Origin of the sequence: Erythrobacter colymbi, from assembly GCF_002155685.1 — a bacterium.
Lineage (GTDB): Bacteria > Pseudomonadota > Alphaproteobacteria > Sphingomonadales > Sphingomonadaceae > Erythrobacter > Erythrobacter colymbi.
Genome location: NZ_MUYK01000002.1, coordinates 508950 through 528930, shown reverse-complemented (window position 1 = coordinate 528930; position 19981 = coordinate 508950). Strand labels below are relative to the sequence as shown.

Below are 19981 nucleotides of genomic sequence, written 5' to 3'. Positions count from 1 at the left end.
GACGCATGGCCAAGTTCATTTTCAAGATGCCCGACGTGGGCGAAGGCGTGGCCGAGGCGGAAGTCGTCGAATGGCACGTGAAGGTCGGCGACCGGGTCGAGGAAGACCAGCACATCGTCGACGTGATGACCGACAAGGCGACGATCGACATCGAAAGCCCGGTATCGGGCACGGTGACGACGCTCGCGGGCGAAGTCGGCGATGTGGTCGCGATTGGCGCGATGCTGCTGGTGATCGAGACCGAAGGCGAGGTTTCCGAGGAGGAAGCCGAAGCGGCGGCCGAGCAGATCGAGGATGACATGTCCGATGCGCCGACCACCGAGGAGGTGGCCGAGCGGATCGAGGTCGAAACTCCCGACGCATCCGAGGCGGAAGTCGCGGCGGCCGCCGCACCTGCGCCTGCGCCTGCGCCCGAACACCGGGCCGAGACCAAGGTGCTCGCCAGCCCCGCCGTACGCCAGCGCGCGCGCGATCTGGGGATCGATCTGGCACAGGTGAAGCCCGCCGCCGATGGCCGCGTGCGCCACGCCGATCTCGACGCCTTCCTCGCCTATAACGGCGGCTTCGGTGCGGCCGGCAGGGCCCGCGCGGACGAGACGATCAAGGTCATCGGCCTCAGGAAGCGCATCGCCCAGAACATGGCCGCAGCCAAGCGCCACATCCCGCACTTCACCTATGTCGAGGAGTGCGATGTCACCGATCTGGAAGACCTGCGCGCGCAATTGAACGCCGCACGGGGCGACCGGCCCAAGCTCACCATGCTCCCGTTGCTGATCACCGCGATCTGCAAGGTGATCCCGCAATATCCGATGATCAATGCGCGCTTCGATGACGAGGCGAATGTCGTCACCCGCTACGGCAGCGTGCATCTCGGCATGGCGGCGCAGACCGACAGCGGTCTGATGGTGCCGGTGATTCGCGATGCGCAGGCCAAGAACCTGTGGCAGCTCGCACGCGAGATCGGGCGCCTGGCCGAAGCCGCGCGCAGCGGCAAGGCGACCTCGGAGGAACTCTCGGGCTCGACCCTCACTGTGACCTCATTGGGGCCGCTAGGGGGTGTTGCGACCACGCCAGTCATCAACCGGCCTGAAGTCGCGATCATCGGCCCCAACCGCATCGTCGAGCGCCCGATGTTCGTCCCCGACGGCATGGGCGGCGAGCGCATCGCCAAGCGCAAGCTGATGAACATCTCGATCTCCTGCGATCACCGCGTGGTCGACGGGCACGATGCGGCGAGCTTCATTCAGGGCGTGAAGAAGCTGATCGAGACGCCGGCGCTATTGCTGGTCGACTGATTGCGGTAATGTCGGGGCCGGGAGGTGCCCGACATGACCCGTGATCCGCGCATCGACGACTACATCGCCAAGGCTGCCGATTTCGCGGAGCCGATCCTCACCCACGTCCGCGCGCTGGTGCATCAGGCGCTGCCGGAAGCGGAGGAGACCATCAAGTGGGGGATGCCGCACTTCATGGTCGGGGGTAAGAACGTCATCGGCCTCGCCGCGTTCAAGGCCCATGCCTCGGTGGTGATCCATCACGAAGGGCGCAGCGGGGAGGGGATGGGGGCGCTTGGCAAGCTCGAGAGCCTTGCCGATCTACCGCCGGATGACGCGCTGATCGCGCGCTTTCAGGCAGGGCACGCGAACCTCGCGAAGCCAAGGCCCAAGGGCGCGCCCAAGCCCGAATTGCCCGTGCCGCCCGCCTTTGCCGCTGCGCTCGATGCAGCCCCGGCGGCGCGCGCGACCTTCGATGGCTTCGCCCCCTCGCACCGCCGCGAATATGTCGCGTGGATCGCTGACGCCAAGCGCGAGGAAACCCGCGACAAGCGTATCGCACAGTCGGTCGCGTGGCTTTCCGCGGGGCGCAAACGCAACTGGAAGTACGAGAATTGCTGAGCGCGTTTCGGGCGTCGCATTTTTGCCGATATGGCCGTTGACAGCCCCAACCGACGGCCCTAATGGCGGCGCTCCACGAGCGGGACGGCATCGCCGGAATGCTCGGAAGGACAAGATGCGCGGGTGTAGCTCAGTCGGTTAGAGCGCCGGCCTGTCACGCCGGAGGTCGCGGGTTCGAGCCCCGTCACTCGCGCCACTTGTTCCTCAAGGACAGCCCGCAAGGGCAAGGCAAGGCGGGCTTCGGTCCGCCTTTTCTTTTGCCCGGGCGCAGGGCCTTATTCGGGCGGGCTCCAGCGCCCGGTCTCCATCCAGATCAGGAAGCGCCGCAAGGGTAGCAGCCAGATCAGGCCGAGGGTCACGTAGACCACCGTCTGCGCACCGCCCGACCAGCCGCCGATGATCGAGGGTGCATAGCGCGCGATCACCACGCCATAGACCATCAGCGCTGCAAACAGCGCGAAGATGCCGAGGGGGATTCGCCAGGTCGGGGTCTCGCGCATCAGGTCAGTCCATAAATCCGGGTGGGGGTGACGACCGCGTCGAGCGGCTTGTCATGGGCTTCGGTGGGCAGGGCGTCGCAGGCTTGCGCGTCCCATGCGAGGCCAACGGCGAGCGCGGGGGGATGTTCCGCGAGCCAGCGGTCATAATGCCCACCGCCTTGCCCGAGCCGTGCGAGCGCCGGGGTGAAGCCGACCAGCGGCACGAACAACACGTCGGGCACCAGCGCCTCGGCGCCGGCTTCGGGCTGGAGCATGCCGAAGGGGCCGACTTCCAGATCGCTCTCCGCATAGGGATCGCTGTGACGCGCGAAGGTCATCGGCGCGCCGCGTTCTGCAAAGCGGGGGAGGGCGAGGGTGTGCCCGGCCTCGTGAAAGAAGCGCGCATAGCCGCCCGCGGGAGCCTCCAACGGGGCGGCGTGATAGAGCCCGATCACCGCCTCGTCCCCGATCCGTGCAAGCAGCGGGGCGGGTGGGCGGTGGAACAGCAGGCCGCGGATCGAATCCGGCAACGCCTCGACATGCGCACGGCGCGCGGCGCGAAGCTGCTTGCGGAGTTGGTCTTTAGTTAGATCGCTCATTGGCTCAAGCGGTAGAAGCCGAAGAGCCTAGCGGCAAGGCCAACCGCCGCTCGCCCCTCCACCGCCTTCGGTGGTCCCCCTCCCCTGAAGGGGAGGATTATCGGCCGCAGGCCGCAAGGCCGAACGGCCGCCCGGAAGGGTGGCCCCGCAGGGGCCGAGCCCCTGGAGGAGATCGCATCGCGGAGGCGATGCGGAAAACAAAAACGCCCTCAAGCAGCGAAGCGGTAGGGCATCAATAAAGTGGCGGAACCACCATGGGTCGTTTGCGCTAGAAATCCTCTGACGCCTTTAACGTCAGGTGGGCGCCGTATACCCGAGACCCCGGGACGAACCCGTGAACCCGGATAGGGACAGCTCCCATTGGATTGCTTATAGCCTCAGGGATATTCAATCGGCTCGTGCCGGGCAGTCCCGCCGCTTGCCAATCTAGGCGCTCGGGACGGCCGCTTCAAGCGCAGCCGCATTCGCCTCGGCCCGCTCGGCAAGGGCTTCGAGGCGGGCGGCGATCTCTTCGGTGTGCGGATCGGGTGCCGCAGCGCCGCCGAACAGGTCGAATTGCGGAGTCGCGGGTGCCGGAGCCGGGGCAGGGCGGGCCGCTGCCTCGCGGGCGGCGGCCAGGTCGGCCTCCAGCGCGGCGATGGCGTTCTGCAGCGCGGCGAGCGCCTCGGGATCGACCGGCTCGGCCGCAGGGGCCGGCTCGGGCTTTTCGGCGAGGCGCTTTCGGGCCTGATCGAGCTCGTCGGCCATGAACAGCGCGGCGAAGAGGAGGTTCTCCGCCTCCAGCGGCGCGCGGGCCGACCCGAGCTGCGCGTATTTCTCCGCGATCATCGCGCCCAGCGCCTTGATGTGCGCTTCCTGCCCGTCGGCACAGGCGACGGTGTAGCTCTTGGGGCCGATGCTGAGAGTGACGGTGCTCATCAATCCTCCAGCTGGGCCAGCAGATCGTCAAGTTCGCGAAGGCTTTCTGCGACTTGTTCGCGCAGCTTCTCATGGACGTTGACGAGTTCGACCACCCGTGCCGAAGCGCTGCCGCCGCGCGCATCGCCCGAAGCAGCCGCCTCGCGCGCCGCATCGATGCGGGCCATGGCGGCCTCGATCCGGGCAAGGGCAGCGGCGATGCGGTCGGCACTCATGGGCCATATCGATACCAACAGAAGGAAGCTTGCGCAAAGCCTTGGGCGGGGCTGTTGATAAGTGTGCGGACCGGCGCGGGCGACGAACTGCGCGCGCAAGGTTGACCTCCCCCGTCCCCTCGGCAATGGCACAGCCGACCTAAACCGGGGCTCGAATCGCACGCGCAAGGCGCGCAGGGCTCCCGCAGGAGAACAGCGTGCCGATGAGCCTCGATGCCGCCCGTCTTCAGCCGATGGCCAATGCCATCCGCGCCCTTTCGATGGACGCGGTCGAGGCCGCCAATTCGGGCCACCCGGGGATGCCGATGGGCATGGCCGATGCGGCGACCGTGCTGTTCACGCAGCATCTGAAGTTCGATCCGGCCGCGCCCGACTGGGCCGACCGTGACCGCTTCGTGCTGAGCGCCGGTCACGGCTCGATGCTGATCTACAGCCTGCTCTATCTGACGGGCTATGCCTCGCCGACGATTGACGACATCCGCAATTTCCGCAAGCTCGGCAGCCCTTGCGCGGGTCACCCCGAGAACTTCCTGATCCCGGGCGTCGAATGCACCACCGGCCCGCTGGGGCAGGGCCTCGCGATGGCGGTGGGCATGGCGATGGCCGAGCGGCACCTCAATGCGGTCTATGGCGACGAGCTGGTCGACCACCGCACCTGGGTGATTGCGGGTGACGGCTGCCTGATGGAAGGCATCAACCACGAGGCGATCGGCCTTGCGGGGCACCTCAAGCTCGGCCGCCTCAACGTGCTGTGGGACGACAACCGCATCACTATCGACGGGGCGACCGACCTGTCGTCCTCGGAGGACATCAAGGCGCGCTATATCGCGACCGGATGGCACGTGACCGAGTGCGACGGGCATGACTTCGCCGATATCGACCGTGCGCTCGCCGAGGCGAAGGCTGATCCGCGCCCCTCGTTGATCGCCTGCCGCACGCTGATCGGCAAGGGCGCGCCCAACAAGCAGGGTACCAGCGGCGTTCACGGCGCGGCGCTCGGCGGGGCGGAAGTGGCCGCCGCGCGCGAGGAGCTGGGCTGGTCGCACGAGCCTTTCGTGGTGCCGTCCGAAATCCTCGCCGACTGGCACAGCGCCGCAGAGCCGGGCCGCGCCGCGCATGGGGCATGGGCCGGGCGGCTCGAAGCTTCGGCCAAGAAGGACGAATTCCTCGCCCAGCTCGCGCCGATCACGCCCCGCGTGCCGGCCGCGATCGAGGCCTATGTGTGCGGGCTTGCCACCAACCCGCAGAAGGTCGCGACCCGCAAGGCGTCCGAAATGGCGCTTGGGCCCCTGACCGCCGCGCTGCCGCAGCTGGTGGGCGGCTCGGCCGACCTTACCGGCTCGAACAATACCAAGACGCCCTCGACCCTGCCGATGAGCGCCGACGAATATTCGGGACGCTACATCTATTACGGCATCCGCGAGTTCGGCATGGCCGCGGCGATGAACGGCATGGCGCTGCATGGCGGGATCGTGCCCTATGGCGGCACCTTCCTGATCTTCTCCGACTATTGCCGCAACGCGATCCGCCTCTCGGCGCTCCAGCAGACCGGCGTGGTCTATGTGCTGACGCATGACTCCATCGGCCTTGGCGAGGACGGGCCGACCCACCAGCCGGTCGAACAGGTGATGAGCCTGCGCCTGATCCCCAACCTCAATGTTTATCGCCCCGCCGACGTGATCGAGACGGCGGAGTGCTGGGCGTTGGCGCTCTCGACCCCCGAGACCCCTTCGGTGCTGGCGCTCACCCGCCAGAACCTGCCGCAGCTGCGCGGGGAAGGGGACGAGGCGTGGACTCAGGACACCAACCGCAGCGCCAGGGGCGGCTATCGCCTGCGCGAGGCGATGGCGGAGCGCAAGGTCGTGCTGGTCGCCACCGGCTCGGAAGTCGCGCTTGCGATGGAATGCGCCGAGGCTCTGGAAGCGCAGGGGATCGGCGCCGACGTCGTCTCGATGCCCTGCACCGAGCTGTTCGACGCCCAGTCTGAAGCCTACAAGGCCGACATCCTCCCCGCCGATGCTCTGATCGTTTCGATCGAGGCAGGCTCGACCCTCGGGTGGGAACGCTACACCGGCCGCAGCGGCCTCAATATCGGGCTCGACACCTTCGGCGCTTCGGCCCCGGCGGAAGACCTGTTTGCCCATTTCGGTTTCACCGCGGACAAGATCGTTCCGCAAATCCTGAGCAAGCTCAAGAACTAAGCAGGAGTACCTCTCATGGCTACCAAAGTCGCCATCAACGGCTTCGGCCGCATCGGCCGTCTCGTCGCCCGCGCCATTCTCGAGCGCACCGACCACGATCTCGAACTGGTCGCGATCAACGACCTCGCCGATGCCAAGGCCAATGCGCTGCTGTTCGCCTTCGATTCGGTCCACGGCCGCTTCAACGGCGAAGTGACCGCCGATGGCGACGCGATCCTCGTCAACGGCAAGCGCATCGCCGTGACCAAGGAGCGTGACCCCGCCAACCTTCCGCATGCCGCGATGGGCATCGACATCGTGCTCGAGTGCACTGGCTTCTTCCAGTCGGACGAGGCGAGCCGCCCGCACCTCGCCGCGGGCGCCAAGCGCGTCGTCATCTCGGCGCCCGCGACCGGCGTGTCCAAGACCATCGTCTACGGCGTCAACCACGAGACGCTGACCGCCGAGGACGTGATCATCTCCAACGCAAGCTGCACCACCAACTGCCTCGCGCCGGTGGCCAAGGTGCTCAATGACGCGATCGGGATCGAGCGCGGCTTCATGACCACGATCCACTCCTACACCAACGACCAGCGCATGCTCGACCAGATCCACTCGGACCTGCGCCGCGCCCGTGCGGGTGCGCAGAACATGATCCCGACCACCACCGGCGCCGCGCGCGCGGTGGGCCTGGTGCTGCCCGAACTGAAGGGCAAGCTCGACGGTTCGTCGGTGCGCGTGCCGACCCCGAACGTCTCGATGGTCGACCTCGTCTTCGTGCCCTCGCGCGACACCACCGCCGAGGAGATCAACGCTGCATTGAAGGCCGCTGCCGAGGGCCCGATGAAGGGCGTGCTCGACTACACCGACCAGCCGCTCGTCAGCTCGGACTTCAACCACTACCCCGCGTCCTCGACGGTCGACAGCCTCGAGACCTCGGTCATGGAAGGCAAGCTCGCCCGCGTCGTCAGCTGGTATGACAACGAATGGGGCTTCTCCAACCGCATGATCGACACCGCCGGCGTGGTGGCGAAGTTCTTGTAAACCCATCACCCCTCCCGCTTGCGGGAGGGGCCGGGGGTGGGCGCGTGCATCATCTCCCACCCCGCTGCGACTAGCCAGCAAGCTGGCAAGTCTCGCTCCCCTCCCGCAAGCGGGAGGGGGTCAGGAGATGAAAATGCCCAAGTTCAAGACCCTCGATGATCTCCCCGCCGATCTCGCCGGCGAGGTCGCGCTGGTGCGTGTCGACCTCAATCTGCCGATGAAGGACGGCTCGGCCACCGACGTCACCCGGGTCGAGGCGGTGAAGCCCACCATCCTCGAACTGTCGGAGCGCGGCGCGAAGGTGCTGCTGCTCGCCCACTTCGGCCGCCCTGGCGGTGCGCGCTCCTCCACGCTTTCGACCAGCATGGTGATCGGCGATGTCGAGCGGGTGATCGGCAAGGAGATCATGTTCATCCCCGAGATCGCGGGCCCCGTGGTCGACCAGGCGGTGACGTCGATCCTGCGCGCGGGCGACATTGCCCTGCTCGACAACACCCGCTTCTGGCCGGGCGAGGAAAAGAACGATCCCGAACTGGCCAAGGCGATTGCCGCCCACGGCACGCTCTACGTCAACGACGCCTTCAGCGCCGCGCACCGTGCCCACGCGACCACCGAGGGGCTGGCGCACCTGCTGCCGGCCTATGCGGGCCGCTCGATGGAGGCAGAGCTCAAGGCACTGGACGCAGCCCTCGGCACGCCCGAACAGCCGGTGGCGGCGGTCGTCGGCGGGGCCAAGGTCTCGACCAAGCTTGCCGTGCTCGAAAACCTCGTCGGCAAGGTCCAGCACCTGATCATCGGCGGCGGCATGGCCAACACCTTCCTCGCCGCGCGCGGGGTGAATGTCGGCAAGAGCCTGTGCGAGCATGACCTTGCCCCGACGGTCGCAAAGATCATGGACGAGGCGGACGCCCAGGGCTGCACCGTGCACCTGCCCTATGACGTTGTCGTCGCGAAGGAATTCGCCGCCAACCCCGCCTCCCTGCGGGTCTGCAATGTCCACGAGGTTGCCGAGGACGAGATGATCCTCGATGTCGGCCCCACCGCGGTCGAAGCGCTGGCCGATGTCCTCAAGACCTGCCGCACGCTGGTGTGGAACGGGCCGATGGGCGCCTTCGAGACCGAGCCCTTCGATGCCGCCACCGTCGCGCTCGCGCGCACGGCGGCCGCGCTGACGCTGGAAGGCTCGCTTACCAGCGTGGCCGGGGGCGGGGACACCGTCGCGGCGCTCGCCCATGCGGGGGCCTCGGAGGATTTCACCTATATTTCAACCGCTGGGGGCGCATTCCTCGAATGGATGGAAGGCCGCATCCTGCCCGGCGTCGCCGCGCTCGAGGGCTGATCCGTGGCCGTGGGCGAAGCCGAGATCGAAGCGCTGGTGCTCGGGCAGATGCGCGCCTGGGTCGCGGGCGATCCCAAGGCGATGAAGAAGCTGCTGGCGCGCGATTTCATGATGCTGGTTGGCAGCACGCCGCCGCAACTGCTTGATCGGCCGAGTTTCCTCGAGGCGATGGGACGCGGCTTTGCCTGCACCCGTTTCGCCTTCCGCGAGGTGGTGGTGCGCCGCCACGGCAAGAGCGCGTGGTTCGTTGCCGGCGCGGAACTCGAACTCGCATTCGGGACCAGGGTCTGGACGGGCGGGTTTCTCGTCACCGACCTGTGGCGCAAGGGCGCGATCGGCGGGTTCAAGCTGGCCGAGCGCAGCATCGCCCGGCTCGATCCGGACGACAGCATCGCGGTCGCCGTCAGCAAGCTCCAGCTGTGGAAGTGAACATGAGCGACGCCAACGAACAGAGCTTCGGCCAGCTGACCACCATGCAGGAGGGCGAATTCGCCGGGTGGCAATATTGGCTGGGCGATCCTTACGAGACCCGCTCCGGTCCGTTCTTCCACCGGCGCGAGGCGGACGGCTCCTACGTCAGCGCCTTCCGTGCCGAGGCCCGCCACATGAACGGCGGCGGCTTCATGCATGGCGGCTGCATGCTGACCTTCGCCGATTTCGCGCTCTTCGCCATCGCTACCGACGAGCTGAAGGGCGACCATGCGGTGACATTGAACCTCTCGGGCGATTTCCTCGGCTCGATCAACGAAGGCGCGCTGGTCGAGGCGCGCGGCGAGGTGACGCGCGGAGGCGGGAAGACGATCTTCGTGCGCGGTTTGGTGACGGGCGACGGCAAGCCCGCGCTCAGTTTCACCGGCATTATCCGCAGGCTCGCGCGGCGCTGAGTTCTTCGCGGTTGCAGCATCCCGCGGTGCTCGCTAAGTGCGCTTCAAACGGTCTGTGCATAGGTATGCATAGACGGCAGACGGGCCGCACACCCAACCCATTTGACGCCGGAGAAAGCCAGCCATGAACACCCTCGACATGACGACCCGCATCGCCACTGGACAGGGGTTCATCGCCGCGCTCGACCAGTCGGGCGGCTCGACCCCCAAGGCGCTGCGGGGCTACGGGGTGGAGGATTCGGAGTGGTCGGGTGACGAGGAAATGTTCGCCCAGATTCACGCCATGCGCGCCCGCGTCATCACCGCGCCGTGCTTTTCCAGCGGCAAGGTGATCGGCGCGATCCTGTTCGAGAAGACGATGGACGGGATGGTCGACGGCAAGACCACCGGCGATGCCCTCAAGGCGCGCGGGATCGTGCCCTTCATCAAGGTCGACGAGGGCCTCGCCGATGAAGCCGACGGCGTGCAGCTGATGAAGCCGATGGTGAAGCTCGCCGCGCTGCTCGAAAAGTCGGTGGCGGCCGGCATGTTCGGCACCAAGATGCGCTCGGTGATCAAGTCCGCGAACCCCGCCGGGATCGCCGCAGTGGTCGCCCAGCAGTTCGAAGTCGGCGCGCAGATCATCGCGGCAGGCCTGATGCCGATCATCGAGCCCGAATACGACATCACCGCCGAAGACCGCGCCGAGGGCGAGGCCATCCTGCTCGCGGAAATCACGAAGCACCTCGACGCGCTGCCCGAGGGCCAGCAGGTGATGCTCAAGCTCTCGATTCCGGCAACCGCCGGCCTCTACACCCCGCTCGTCAATCACCCCAAGGTGCTGCGCGTCGTCGCGCTGTCGGGCGGGTTCTCGACCGAAGAGGCCTGCGCGCGGCTCGCCAACAACCCCGGCATGATCGCGAGCTTCAGCCGCGGGCTGCTCCAGGACCTGCGCAAGCAGCAGTCGGACGAGGAATTCAACACTGTGCTCGGCAAGGCAATCGACCAGATCGCCAGCGCGAGCGTCTAACGCATCCCGCCGGTCACTTCATTTCATACGTGAAGCGGTAGGCCTCCTTCGGGGTCTCCTGACCTTCGCCCGCCATCTTCCCCGGCTCGCCTGAGACCAGCGCGAGGACGAGGCCGTGGGTGCTCCACGGCTCGCCCAGCGTCAGGTCGGCGGTGTCGCGCCAGCCGGGGCCGTCGATGCGGGTCTTCACCACCAGCCGCCCGGCCCAGATGCAGCGCGCGTTGATCGGGCAGCGGCTGTCCTCGACCACCTCCATCGGGGTCGCGACCACGCTGCCGACCTGCACCGCCTGTCCGAGCGCCACGGCGCTCCCCTGCGGCACGGCGACGCTTTCGGGGCGTGGCGCATCGGGGATCACCGCGCAGGCGGACAGGCCAGCAAGGAGCAGGGCGGGGGCGGCAAAACGAAGGGGGGTGCGGAGCATCTGTGTCATGCCCCGCTTAAGGGCCCGCGTGGCTGACGGTCGCCTGAACAGGTGACATTCGCGCGACAAATCACTAGCGCAGCGCGCCATGACCCAGACCCAGCTCTATCTCATCAGCCCGCTCGATGTCGGCGGCGAGTTTCCTGCAAAGCTCGAGCGCGCGCTCGCCGCAGGGGCGCGGCGGCACGGCGATCTTGTCACCGCCTTCCAGTTCCGCGTGAAGGATATCGACCAGCACGAGGCCGCCCGCCTCGCCGCGCCGCTTCAGGCGATCTGCGCCGCGCATGACGTGGCCTTCATCGTCAACGATTCGGTCGCGCTGGCGAAGCGCCTCAAGGCCGACGGGGTGCATCTCGGGCAGGATGACGGCTCGCCCAAGGACGCCCGCGCTCAGCTCGGCCGCGAGGCGCAGATCGGCGTCACCTGCCACGCCAGCCGCCACATGGCGATGGAAGCGGGCGAGGCGGGGGCGGACTATGTCGCTTTCGGAGCCTTCTTCCCCTCGTCCACCAAGGACAAGGGCGACGCCGAGCGCCCGACGCCCGAGCTGCTGAGCTGGTGGACGCAGCTGTTCGAAATCCCCTGCGTCGCCATCGGCGGGATCACGCCGGAGAACTGCAAGCCGCTGGTCGAGGCGGGCGCGGACTTCCTCGCCGTCAGCCACGCCGTGTGGGGCGGGGACGAGGTCGCCGCGATCGAGGCTTTTGCGAAGGTCATGCGGGGGTGAAGCGCCGCCTCGCCTTGGCGATGGTGGCGATTGTCCTGTGGCTCTGCGCGGTGGCCGTTTGGATCGCCATCGGCCCCGCCCTCACCGGCACGGAGCGCGGGGAGACCGCCATCGTGCTCGGCGCGGCGGTGATCGGCGATGCGCCCTCGCCGGTGTTCGCCGCGCGGCTCGACCATGCCGCAGCGCTTTACCGGGAGGGCAGGGCGGCACGCGTTCTGGTGACCGGCGGTCGCTCGCCCGAAGACATCCTGTCCGAGGCCGCGGCGGGCGCGGCCTATCTGCAAGCGCACGGCGTGCCCGATGCGGCGATCCTCAGGGAAGAGCGCTCGCGCACCACCCGCGAAAACCTTGCCAACGCCCGGGCCGTGCTAGGCGAAGAAGCGCGTGCAACGGTGCTGATCGTGTCCGACCCGCTCCACATGCGTCGTGCCATGGCGATGGCGGCGAGCGAGGGGTTTGCCGCACAAGCGTCGCCCACACCCACCACACGCTACCGCAGCCTCGGCACGCAGCTACCTTTTCTCGCGCGCGAAGTTTGGTTCATGCATGTCCACTGGCTTGCGGGGCGGTGAGGGCGGCGATGCCAAGGACACCATTACCTCGGACGTGATCTGGGGCTCTGCAAGTTTCGTGCGCGGCTGAAGAAGCGGGGTCCCGGCTCAGGCGCGGGACGGCGGTCGCTTGCGACCAAGCCAAGCTCAGTTCCCGTTGCTCACCCGCGTGCAGATCAGCTTGCTCGGGCTCCCGTCGGGATTGAGCTTCTGCATCGTGTTCTCGCCGAGCACGCGGAAGCGCTGGTCCTTCTTGGGGCCGCGGGTAAAGAGCACTTCGGTGCCGCGCATCAGGTAGATGCCGTTACCCGCCGGGCTCTCGTAGCTCGATGCCGTGCCGGTGCGGAAGGCTTCGGCGGGCACTTCGATGAAGGCCTCGCCGCCCGCATCGCCGGGGAGCGCGCATTGCCAGTCGCCGTGACGCAGGATGCCCAGCACGCCGCCTGTCGCCGGGCCGGTGCCCGCTTGCGGGCGCGAGGCTTCGCGGTTGGTGGGGGCGGTCTGGCCCTGTCCCCTGGCGGGCAGCAGGGCCGCGGCCGCCGCAGCGCTGACGACCAGCAGGAAGATGTAACGCGTCTTCATGAGCCCGCCTCTATCACCGCCTGAACACGCGCGCCATGTCCTTAACCATGACACGAGGCGAGAGGGCGGCGCACCGCTTGCCGAGCCGCCGCTGCTCGGCTATGGGCGCGCATCCTTTCGCAGGCGCGGCGCCTTTCCGGCTGCCCGCTGGCACGCTCTTTCCACCTCCGAAAAAGGCCTGAAGCCCATGAAGATCAGCGGCGTCGATATCCGCCCCGGCAACATTCTCGAATACGAAGGCGGCATCTGGAAGGTCGCCAAGATCCAGCACACCCAGCCGGGCAAGGGCGGGGCCTATATGCAGGTCGAAATGAAGAACCTGCAGGACGGCCGCAAGACCAACGTGCGCTTCCGCAGCGCCGACACGGTCGAGCGCGTGCGCCTCGACACCAAGGACTTCCAGTTCCTCTATGCCGAGGGCGACGATCTCGTCTTCATGGACAACGACACCTACGACCAGATCACCCTGCCGGGCGACCTCTTGGGCGATGCGCGTCCGTTCCTTCAGGACGGGATGCAGGTCGCGCTCGAACTGTGGGACGAAAAGCCGATCTCGGTTGAACTGCCCGCGCAGGTCGAAGCCACCATCGTCGAGGCCGACGCGGTGGTGAAGGGGCAGACCGCCTCGTCGAGCTACAAGCCCGCGATCCTCGACAACGGCGTGCGCATCATGGTCCCGCCGCACATCGGCAGCGGCACGCGCATCATCGTCGATGTCTACGAGCAGGCCTATATCGGCAAGGCCGGCTGAGGACTGACAGATCATGGCAGCTATTTCCGGCCTCATCCGCGTCATGGAACGCGCCGCGCGCAAGGCGGGCGGGCGTCTGCGGCGCGATTTCGGCGAAGTCGAGCACCTTCAGGTCTCCCGCAAGGGCCCGGCCGATTTCGTCAGCAAGGCCGACATGCGGTCCGAGCGCACGCTCTATGACGAACTGCTCGCGGCCCGTCCGGGCTGGGGCTTCGTGATGGAAGAGGCGGGCGTGATCGAGGGTGACCCCGGCATGCCGCGCTGGATCGTCGATCCGCTCGACGGCACCAGCAACTTCCTGCACGGCATCCCGCACTTCGCGATTTCCATCGCTGCGCAAGAGCCTCGCCCCGACGGCAAGGGCTGGGGCGACGTCGTCGCGGGCGTCGTCTATCAGCCGATCACCGACCAGACCTTCTGGGCGGAGAAGAGCCGCGGGGCATGGCTCCACGATGCGCGCCTGCGCGTGTCGGCCCGCTCGCGCCTGTCGGATGCGCTGGTGGCGACCGGCGTTCCGTTCTTCGGCCACGGCGATTTCTCGGAATGGACGCGGATCTTCGGTGCCATCGGCCCCGAGGTGGCGGGCATCCGTCGCTTTGGCGCAGCGAGCCTCGATCTCGCCTATGTCGCGCAGGGGCGCTTCGACGGGTTCTGGGAGAGCGGCCTTTCGGACTGGGACACGGCCGCAGGCTGCCTCCTGGTGCGCGAGGCGGGCGGGTTCGTCAGCGATTTCCGCGGGCGCAGCGAGCAGATCCACTCGGCGCAGGTGCTGGCGGCGAACGACGCGCTGCATTCAAAGCTGCACAAGCTGCTGGCGGGCGCGCTGCGGTAAGGAGGCGCGTCACCCTTGCCGCGCGCTGGGGTGACGTAAAGGCTGGCCGCTGTCGCACGGTCTTCGCCCCGCTCTCGCGCGCACTAGACCCCCGCTCGACCCCCTCCAGACCCCCACTAGACCCCTACCAGACCCCCTTCAAAACGGGGTTTCACGTGAAACATCGCCGGATGGCTTGAAGCGGGCGGGAACCCGGTCTAACAGCCGCGGTCTGCGCAGGCTGCCCCTGTGGTGGAATTGGTAGACGCGACCGACTCAAAATCGGTTATCGAAAGATGTGCCAGTTCGAGTCTGGCCAGGGGCACCACCAATCCATGTTAGGCTGATAGCGGTTGTGCCGCGTGACGGAGGCTCTAGCGTCGGCGGGCGCCTATGCTGGAAGCCCCCTCCCTACATGCGATAGCGGCGATGGCGGTGACGATCGCGATGTTCGTCGCCTTCGCCCGCGGACAATACCGCGAGGAGATCGTCAGCCTCGTCACCATCGCGGTGATCGGCGTAGGATTGTACTTCGCTCCGCTCCCTGGAACGCGCCCGACCGACGGGCTGGCGCTGGCCTTCGCCGGGTTCGGCCATTCCGCTCTGATCACGATCTGCGCGCTGATGATCATGGGCCGCGGACTGGTGGTGACCGGCGCGCTCGATCCCTTTGCGGCGGTCCTCGAAAAAGTGTTCAGGATCAATGGACAAGCGGGACTTTTGGTGGCGCTGCTGCTGGCGTTTTTCCTGTCGATGTTCGTCAACGACACCCCCGTGATGGTGCTGCTGATCCCGATCGTGGTGGCGATTGCAGCCAAGGGCCTGATGCCGTCCTCGAAGGTGCTGATGCCGCTCAACACCGCGGTGCTGCTGGGCGGCATGTCGACCACGATCGGCACCTCGACCAACATCCTCGTGGTCAGCATTGCCGACGATCTGGGGATGGCCCCCATCGGCGTGTTCCAGTTCACCCCGCTGGTGATCGTCGCCGGAGCGGTCGCGCTGCCCTATCTGTGGCTGGTGATGCCGCGGATGCTGCGCGACAACAGCGCGGCCCCGCAGACGGGCGCGCGGATCTTCCACACCCGCCTGCGCGGCGGCGATGCGGTGGGTGCAAGTGACCGAATTCCCGAGGGAATCACGTTCCACACCCCTGTCGGCGCAGGGCATGAGCACCTCCACATTTCCGGCACCCACGCCGCCATCGAGGAGGCCGCCCGCGCGCTCAGGGGCGAGCTTGCCCCGGTATGGATCGTCGAGCGCATCCGGCGGCAATCGAAGGAGAGCGGAGCGGATATCGTCGCGGTCGAGATGACGGTGACGGCGGATTCGCGGCTCGTCGGGCGCACGCTCGCCAGCTCGGGGATTGCCGATCTCTACGGCGTCGCGGTGATCGGCATCCACCGCCCGGGCCTGCCGGTCGAAGCGGGGGAGGGCAATCCGGTGATCCGCGAGGGCGACGTGCTGCTGGCCATCGGGATCGACGAGGATCTGGGCAGTTTCGCCCGCAGCGACGGCCTGCTGCGGCTCGAAGGCGCGCGCGAATTGCCGCGGCGTTCCAAGGCCTTGCTGGCGGGTGCGATCATGCTCGGCGCGATTGCCACGGCCTCGATCGGCCTGCCGTGGTTCTCGGGCGGAGCCTATGCGCCGATCAAGCTGCCCATCGCGATCTCGGCGCTGGCGGGCGCGATCCTGATGTTCGTCACCGGCTGCGTCCAGTTTGACCGCGTCGGCCGCGCGCTGTCGGCCAAGGTGATCGTGCTGATCGCGGCGAGCCTCGCCATCGGCCGCGTGATCGACGCGAGCGGGGCTGCGGCATGGCTGGGCGAGGCGCTGTCGCTGGGGCTGGGCTATCTGCCACCGGCGCTGGTGTTGGCGGCGATCATGCTGTTCGTGACGATCCTCACCAACTTCGCCTCGAACGCTACGGCGGCGACCATCGGCACGCCGATCGCGTTCAACATCGCGAGCCAACTCGGCCTGCCGCCCGAGCCGCTGGTGCTGGCCGTGCTGTTCGGCTGCAACCTGTGCTACGCGACCCCCATCGCCTACCAGACCAATCTCCTGATCATGTCCGAGGGCGGCTACGACTTCCGCGATTACGTCCGCGCAGGCGCGCCGCTGGCGGCGCTAATGGTGATGGTGCTCTCGGTCCTGCTTGTCCTATGGTACGGGCTGTGACCGGATCGGAGAGGACAAAGGGCATGACGCGGGTGATCACATGGGCGGGCGCGAGCCTGCTGGCGCTGGGGGCAGCCCCAGCGCAGGCCGACGAACTGCGCGATGCGGTGGCAGCGCAGATGCCCGATCTGACCGCGCTCTACCGCGATCTCCATGCCAATCCCGAACTCAGCTTTCAGGAGGTCGAGACGTCGAAGAAGCTCGCCGCCCGCGCCCGTGCGATGGGCTTCGAGGTGACTGAGGGCGTCGGCAAGACTGGCGTGGTCGCGGTGCTGCGCAATGGCGAGGGGCCGGTGGTGATGCTGCGCGCCGACATGGACGGGCTGCCGGTGGTCGAACAGACCGGGCTCCCCTTCGCCTCGAAGAAGCGCGCGGTGGCGCAGAACGGGACCGAGACCGGGGTGATGCACGCCTGCGGGCACGATACGCACATGGCCGCATGGATCGGCACGGCCAAGCTGCTGAGCGAGCGCCGCGATCAGTGGTCGGGTACGCTTGTGATGGTGCTCCAGCCCGCCGAGGAGATCGGGCAGGGGGCCAAGGCGATGCTCGATGACGGGCTGTTCATCCGCTTTCCCAAGCCCCGCTATGTCCTCGCCTTCCACGACGCGGCGGTGCTTCCAGCGGGCGAGATCGGCTACACCCGTGGCTTCGCGCTGGCGAATGTCGATAGCGTCGATCTGGTCGTGCCCGGCATCGGCGGGCATGGTGCCGCACCGCAAAGCACCCGGGACCCGGTGGTGATCGCGGCCGCGATCGTCATGCGCCTGCAGACGCTGGTGAGCCGCGAGCAGAATCCGTCCGATCCGGCGGTGGTGACGGTGGGCAGCTTCCAGGCCGGTTCCAAACACAACATCATCCCCGACGAGGCGCGGCTCCAGATCACGGTTCGCAGCGCCAGCGACGGGACGCGCAAGCGCTTGCTCGACGGTATCGCCCGCGTCGCGCGCGGCGAGGCGATTGCCGGGGGAATGCCCGACGACAAGCTGCCGCGCATGACGGTGCAGGAGCCCTATACGCCCGCGACCTACAACACACCCGCTCTCACCGACCGGGTGGTCGCAGCCTTCGGCGCCCGTTTCGGCGAGCGGGTGCAGGCCCTGCCGAGCGCAATGGTGGGCGAGGATTTCAGCCAGTATTACCGCGCCGACAAGACCAATGTCGAAAGCCTGATCTTCTGGGTCGGTGGTGTCCCCAGGGAACAATGGGACAAGGCGCAAAGGGGCGAGATCACGCTGCCTTCGCTCCACTCGTCGTTCTGGGCCCCCGATGCCCCGGCGGTGATCGCCACGGCGACCGAGGCTATGACCGCGGCGACGCTCGATCTGATGGCCAAGAAGTAGGTTCTGCGCGCCTCTTGTGAGAACCCCAAAAAAGGCGGCCGCCGGAGCGGGCCCTTGCGGGACGCTCCGACGGCCGTTTCTCCTCCCCAGGAGAACTGTTGTGCCGGGTTACTCGCCCGACGGAACGTAGGTGCCGAGGCGGTGGTGCAGCGCGTTGATCTTGGCGAGCTCCTCGCGGTCCTCGGTGTTGCGCGCGTGGCTTTCCAGCGCGCGGCGCAGCAGCTTCATGTCGGCGGTCGAGAGCAGCGCGCGGGCGCGGGCGGGCTCGGTCTTCGGGGTATCGGTATCGGTCATGTCACTCTCCGCTGGGTGATCTCACCCGGAGGCTCTTAGGCGGCTTTCGGGCATCCCGGAAGGCCGGATTATCCGATCCTCCCGGGATTCTCTCCCACCCTTGCGAGGCTTATGCGGCCTCGAACTGGTTCATGGTGTTGTGGACACCGCCGGCCTTGAGCGCGGCCTCACCGGCGAAGTACTCCTTGTGATCGTCACCGATGTCGGAGCCCGACATGTTCTGGTGCTTCACGCAGGCGATACCCTGACGGATTTCCTCGCGCTGCACGTTCTTGACGTAGCCGAGCATGCCGGCCTCGCCGAAGTATTCGCGGGCAAGGTTGTCGGTCGAGAGCGCGGCCGTGTGATAGGTCGGCAGCGTGATGAGGTGGTGGAAGATGCCGGCCCGCGCAGCGGCGTCGCGCTGGAAGGTGCGGATCTTCTCGTCGGCTTCGTCCGACAGCTCGGTGCCGTCGTAGTCGACGCTCATCAGCTTGGCGCGGTCATAGGCCGACACGTCCTTGCCCGCCGCTTCCCAGGCATCGAACACCTGCTGGCGGAAGTTCAGCGTCCAGTTGAAGCTGGGCGAGTTGTTGTAGACCAGCTTGGCGTTCGGCACGACTTCGCGGATGCGGTCGACCATGCCGGCGATCTGCTCGACATGGGGCTTCTCGGTCTCGATCCAGAGAAGGTCGGCGCCGTTCTGGAGCGAGGTGATGCAGTCGAGCACCACGCGGTCCTCGCCCGTGCCGGGGCGGAACTGGTAGAGGTTCGAGGGCAGGCGCTTGGGGGCGAGCAGCTTGCCGTCGCGGCTGATGAAGACCTGGCCGTTGGTGATGTTGGCCGGATCGACCTCATCGGCATCGAGGAAGCTGTTGTACTGGTCGCCGAGGTCGCCCGGCTCCTTCGAGAAGGCGATCTGCTTGGTGAGACCGGCGCCAAGCGAGTCGGTGCGGGCGACGATGATCCCGTCTTCCACGCCCATCTCGAGAAAGGCATGGCGGCAGGCGCGGATCTTCTGGAGGAAGTCCTCGTGCGGCACGGTGACCTTGCCGTCCTGGTGGCCGCACTGCTTCTCGTCCGAAACCTGGTTCTCGATCTGGAGGGCGCAGGCGCCCGCCTCGATCATCTTCTTGGCGAGGAGGTAGGTGGCTTCCGCATTGCCGAAGCCTGCGTCGATGTCGGCGATGATCGGCACGACGTGGGTTTCGTAGTTGTCGATCGCGTTCTCGAGGCGCTTGGCTTCGACCGCGTCACCGGCCTTGCGGGCGGCATCGAGGGCGCGGAACATCATGCCGAGCTCGCGGGCGTCGGCCTGCTTGAGGAAGGTGTAGAGTTCCTCAATCAGCGCGGGCACCGAGGTCTTTTCGTGCATCGACTGGTCGGGCAGGGGGCCGAACTCGCTGCGCAGCGCGGCGACCATCCAGCCCGAGAGGTAGAGGTAACGCTGCTTGGTGGTGCCGAAGTGCTTCTTGATCGCGATCAGCTTCTGCTGCGCGATGAAGCCGTGCCAGCAGCCGAGCGACTGGGTGTACTTGGCGGGGTCCGCGTCATAGGCGGCCATGTCGGCGCGCATGATCTTGGCGGTGTACTTGGCGATGTCGAGGCCGGTGGCGAAGCGGTTCTGGATCGCCATGCGCGCGGCGCTTTCGGGATCGATCGCGGCCCAGCTCGGCCCGTTCGCGGTGACGATGTCGCGCATCCGGGCGATGGTGTTCTGGTAGGTCATAGCGTTCTCCTGTCCAATCCTGGGGAGTGGAGCGAGGCCGTGGGACT

The 19981-nt window shown here is 67.3% G+C and carries 22 protein-coding genes and 2 tRNA genes; 16 read left to right on the top strand and 8 right to left on the bottom strand.

Features of this window, described 5'->3' with window-relative positions:
- Positions 1–5: 5 nt before the first annotated feature.
- The 3 genes from BZF57_RS05885 to BZF57_RS05875 all read left to right on the top strand — a co-directional run bounded on the left by BZF57_RS05885 (position 6) and on the right by BZF57_RS05875 (position 2091).
- On the top strand, positions 6–1295 hold the full coding sequence (locus tag BZF57_RS05885; protein ID WP_086735621.1) for a dihydrolipoamide acetyltransferase family protein: 1290 nt from the start codon (positions 6–8) through the stop codon (positions 1293–1295).
- A gap of 33 nt (positions 1296–1328) precedes the next feature.
- Entirely contained in the window at positions 1329–1895 is a 567-nt protein-coding gene (locus tag BZF57_RS05880) for a YdeI/OmpD-associated family protein (protein WP_086735618.1), read from the top strand.
- A gap of 119 nt (positions 1896–2014) precedes the next feature.
- Positions 2015–2091: transfer RNA gene (locus BZF57_RS05875), tRNA-Asp, on the top strand.
- A 79-nt stretch (positions 2092–2170) separates the two neighbouring features.
- Here BZF57_RS05875 and BZF57_RS05870 read toward each other — a convergent pair.
- From BZF57_RS05870 to BZF57_RS05855, 4 genes are all read right to left on the bottom strand, one after another.
- Positions 2171–2395 carry a DUF2842 domain-containing protein gene (locus tag BZF57_RS05870; RefSeq protein ID WP_086735616.1) on the bottom strand — a complete coding sequence of 75 codons (225 nt, stop codon included), beginning with the start codon at positions 2393–2395 and terminating at the stop codon, positions 2171–2173.
- Positions 2395–2973: a 5-formyltetrahydrofolate cyclo-ligase gene (locus tag BZF57_RS05865; RefSeq protein WP_086735613.1), complete on the bottom strand. Its 579-nt coding sequence runs from the start codon at positions 2971–2973 to the stop codon at positions 2395–2397. Before BZF57_RS05865 ends, BZF57_RS05870 begins: the two co-directional genes overlap by 1 nt.
- A 426-nt stretch (positions 2974–3399) precedes the next feature.
- A complete protein-coding gene (locus BZF57_RS05860; protein WP_086735611.1) occupies positions 3400–3891 on the bottom strand; it encodes a cell division protein ZapA in 492 nt (163 codons plus the stop codon).
- Positions 3891–4106, bottom strand: coding sequence for a hypothetical protein (locus BZF57_RS05855; protein WP_086735609.1), 216 nt, complete (start codon positions 4104–4106; stop codon positions 3891–3893). The genes BZF57_RS05860 and BZF57_RS05855 overlap by 1 nt, the downstream gene beginning before the upstream one ends.
- Positions 4107–4309: 203 nt before the next feature.
- Here BZF57_RS05855 and tkt point away from each other — a divergent pair, with 203 nt between their 5' ends.
- From tkt to BZF57_RS05825, 6 genes are all read left to right on the top strand, one after another.
- Positions 4310–6307 (top strand): transketolase, encoded by a 1998-nt coding sequence (gene tkt / locus BZF57_RS05850; protein ID WP_086735607.1) that lies wholly within the window; start codon positions 4310–4312, stop codon positions 6305–6307.
- A gap of 15 nt (positions 6308–6322) precedes the next feature.
- Positions 6323–7330: a type I glyceraldehyde-3-phosphate dehydrogenase gene (gene gap / locus BZF57_RS05845; RefSeq protein ID WP_086735605.1), complete on the top strand. Its 1008-nt coding sequence runs from the start codon at positions 6323–6325 to the stop codon at positions 7328–7330.
- Positions 7331–7463: 133 nt separating this feature from the next.
- Entirely contained in the window at positions 7464–8669 is a 1206-nt protein-coding gene (locus BZF57_RS05840) for a phosphoglycerate kinase (protein WP_086735998.1), read from the top strand.
- Positions 8670–8672: 3 nt separating this feature from the next.
- Positions 8673–9098 carry a DUF4440 domain-containing protein gene (locus tag BZF57_RS05835; protein WP_086735603.1) on the top strand — a complete coding sequence of 142 codons (426 nt, stop codon included), beginning with the start codon at positions 8673–8675 and terminating at the stop codon, positions 9096–9098.
- 2 nt (positions 9099–9100) lie between these two features.
- Complete coding sequence (locus BZF57_RS05830; RefSeq protein WP_086735601.1) at positions 9101–9553, top strand: PaaI family thioesterase; 453 nt, start codon at positions 9101–9103, stop codon at positions 9551–9553.
- A gap of 124 nt (positions 9554–9677) precedes the next feature.
- Positions 9678–10562, top strand: coding sequence for a fructose bisphosphate aldolase (locus tag BZF57_RS05825; protein WP_086735599.1), 885 nt, complete (start codon positions 9678–9680; stop codon positions 10560–10562).
- A 13-nt stretch (positions 10563–10575) separates the two neighbouring features.
- Here BZF57_RS05825 and BZF57_RS05820 read toward each other — a convergent pair whose 3' ends face one another.
- Entirely contained in the window at positions 10576–10995 is a 420-nt protein-coding gene (locus BZF57_RS05820; protein ID WP_143738368.1) for a hypothetical protein, read from the bottom strand.
- 79 nt (positions 10996–11074) lie between these two features.
- Here BZF57_RS05820 and thiE point away from each other — a divergent pair, with 79 nt between their 5' ends.
- Together thiE and BZF57_RS05810 are read left to right on the top strand one after the other, a co-directional pair.
- Positions 11075–11713 (top strand): thiamine phosphate synthase, encoded by a 639-nt coding sequence (thiE, locus tag BZF57_RS05815; protein ID WP_086735595.1) that lies wholly within the window; start codon positions 11075–11077, stop codon positions 11711–11713.
- Positions 11710–12285 carry a YdcF family protein gene (locus BZF57_RS05810; protein ID WP_086735593.1) on the top strand — a complete coding sequence of 192 codons (576 nt, stop codon included), beginning with the start codon at positions 11710–11712 and terminating at the stop codon, positions 12283–12285. The genes thiE and BZF57_RS05810 overlap by 4 nt, the downstream gene beginning before the upstream one ends.
- Positions 12286–12411: 126 nt before the next feature.
- Here BZF57_RS05810 and BZF57_RS05805 read toward each other — a convergent pair whose 3' ends face one another.
- Positions 12412–12846, bottom strand: coding sequence for a hypothetical protein (locus BZF57_RS05805; RefSeq protein WP_086735591.1), 435 nt, complete (start codon positions 12844–12846; stop codon positions 12412–12414).
- A 187-nt stretch (positions 12847–13033) separates the two neighbouring features.
- Here BZF57_RS05805 and efp point away from each other — a divergent pair, with 187 nt between their 5' ends.
- The 5 genes from efp (at position 13034) to BZF57_RS05780 (ending at position 17932) form a co-directional block, all read left to right on the top strand.
- Positions 13034–13597 carry an elongation factor P gene (efp, locus tag BZF57_RS05800; RefSeq protein ID WP_017664074.1) on the top strand — a complete coding sequence of 188 codons (564 nt, stop codon included), beginning with the start codon at positions 13034–13036 and terminating at the stop codon, positions 13595–13597.
- A 13-nt stretch (positions 13598–13610) separates the two neighbouring features.
- A complete protein-coding gene (locus BZF57_RS05795) occupies positions 13611–14429 on the top strand; it encodes an inositol monophosphatase family protein (protein ID WP_086735589.1) in 819 nt (272 codons plus the stop codon).
- 222 nt (positions 14430–14651) lie between these two features.
- A tRNA-Leu gene (locus BZF57_RS05790) sits at positions 14652–14736 on the top strand.
- Positions 14737–14837: 101 nt separating this feature from the next.
- Positions 14838–16589 (top strand): SLC13 family permease, encoded by a 1752-nt coding sequence (locus BZF57_RS05785; RefSeq protein ID WP_338029840.1) that lies wholly within the window; start codon positions 14838–14840, stop codon positions 16587–16589.
- A gap of 23 nt (positions 16590–16612) precedes the next feature.
- Complete coding sequence (locus BZF57_RS05780) at positions 16613–17932, top strand: amidohydrolase (RefSeq protein ID WP_086735587.1); 1320 nt, start codon at positions 16613–16615, stop codon at positions 17930–17932.
- 108 nt (positions 17933–18040) lie between these two features.
- On the opposite strand, the gene BZF57_RS05775 is transcribed toward BZF57_RS05780, so the two are convergent.
- Both BZF57_RS05775 and BZF57_RS05770 read right to left on the bottom strand, forming a co-directional pair.
- Positions 18041–18226, bottom strand: coding sequence for a hypothetical protein (locus tag BZF57_RS05775; protein ID WP_086735585.1), 186 nt, complete (start codon positions 18224–18226; stop codon positions 18041–18043).
- Between the two features lie 109 nt (positions 18227–18335).
- A complete protein-coding gene (locus BZF57_RS05770) occupies positions 18336–19934 on the bottom strand; it encodes an isocitrate lyase (RefSeq protein WP_086735583.1) in 1599 nt (532 codons plus the stop codon).
- Positions 19935–19981: the final 47 nt, after the last annotated feature.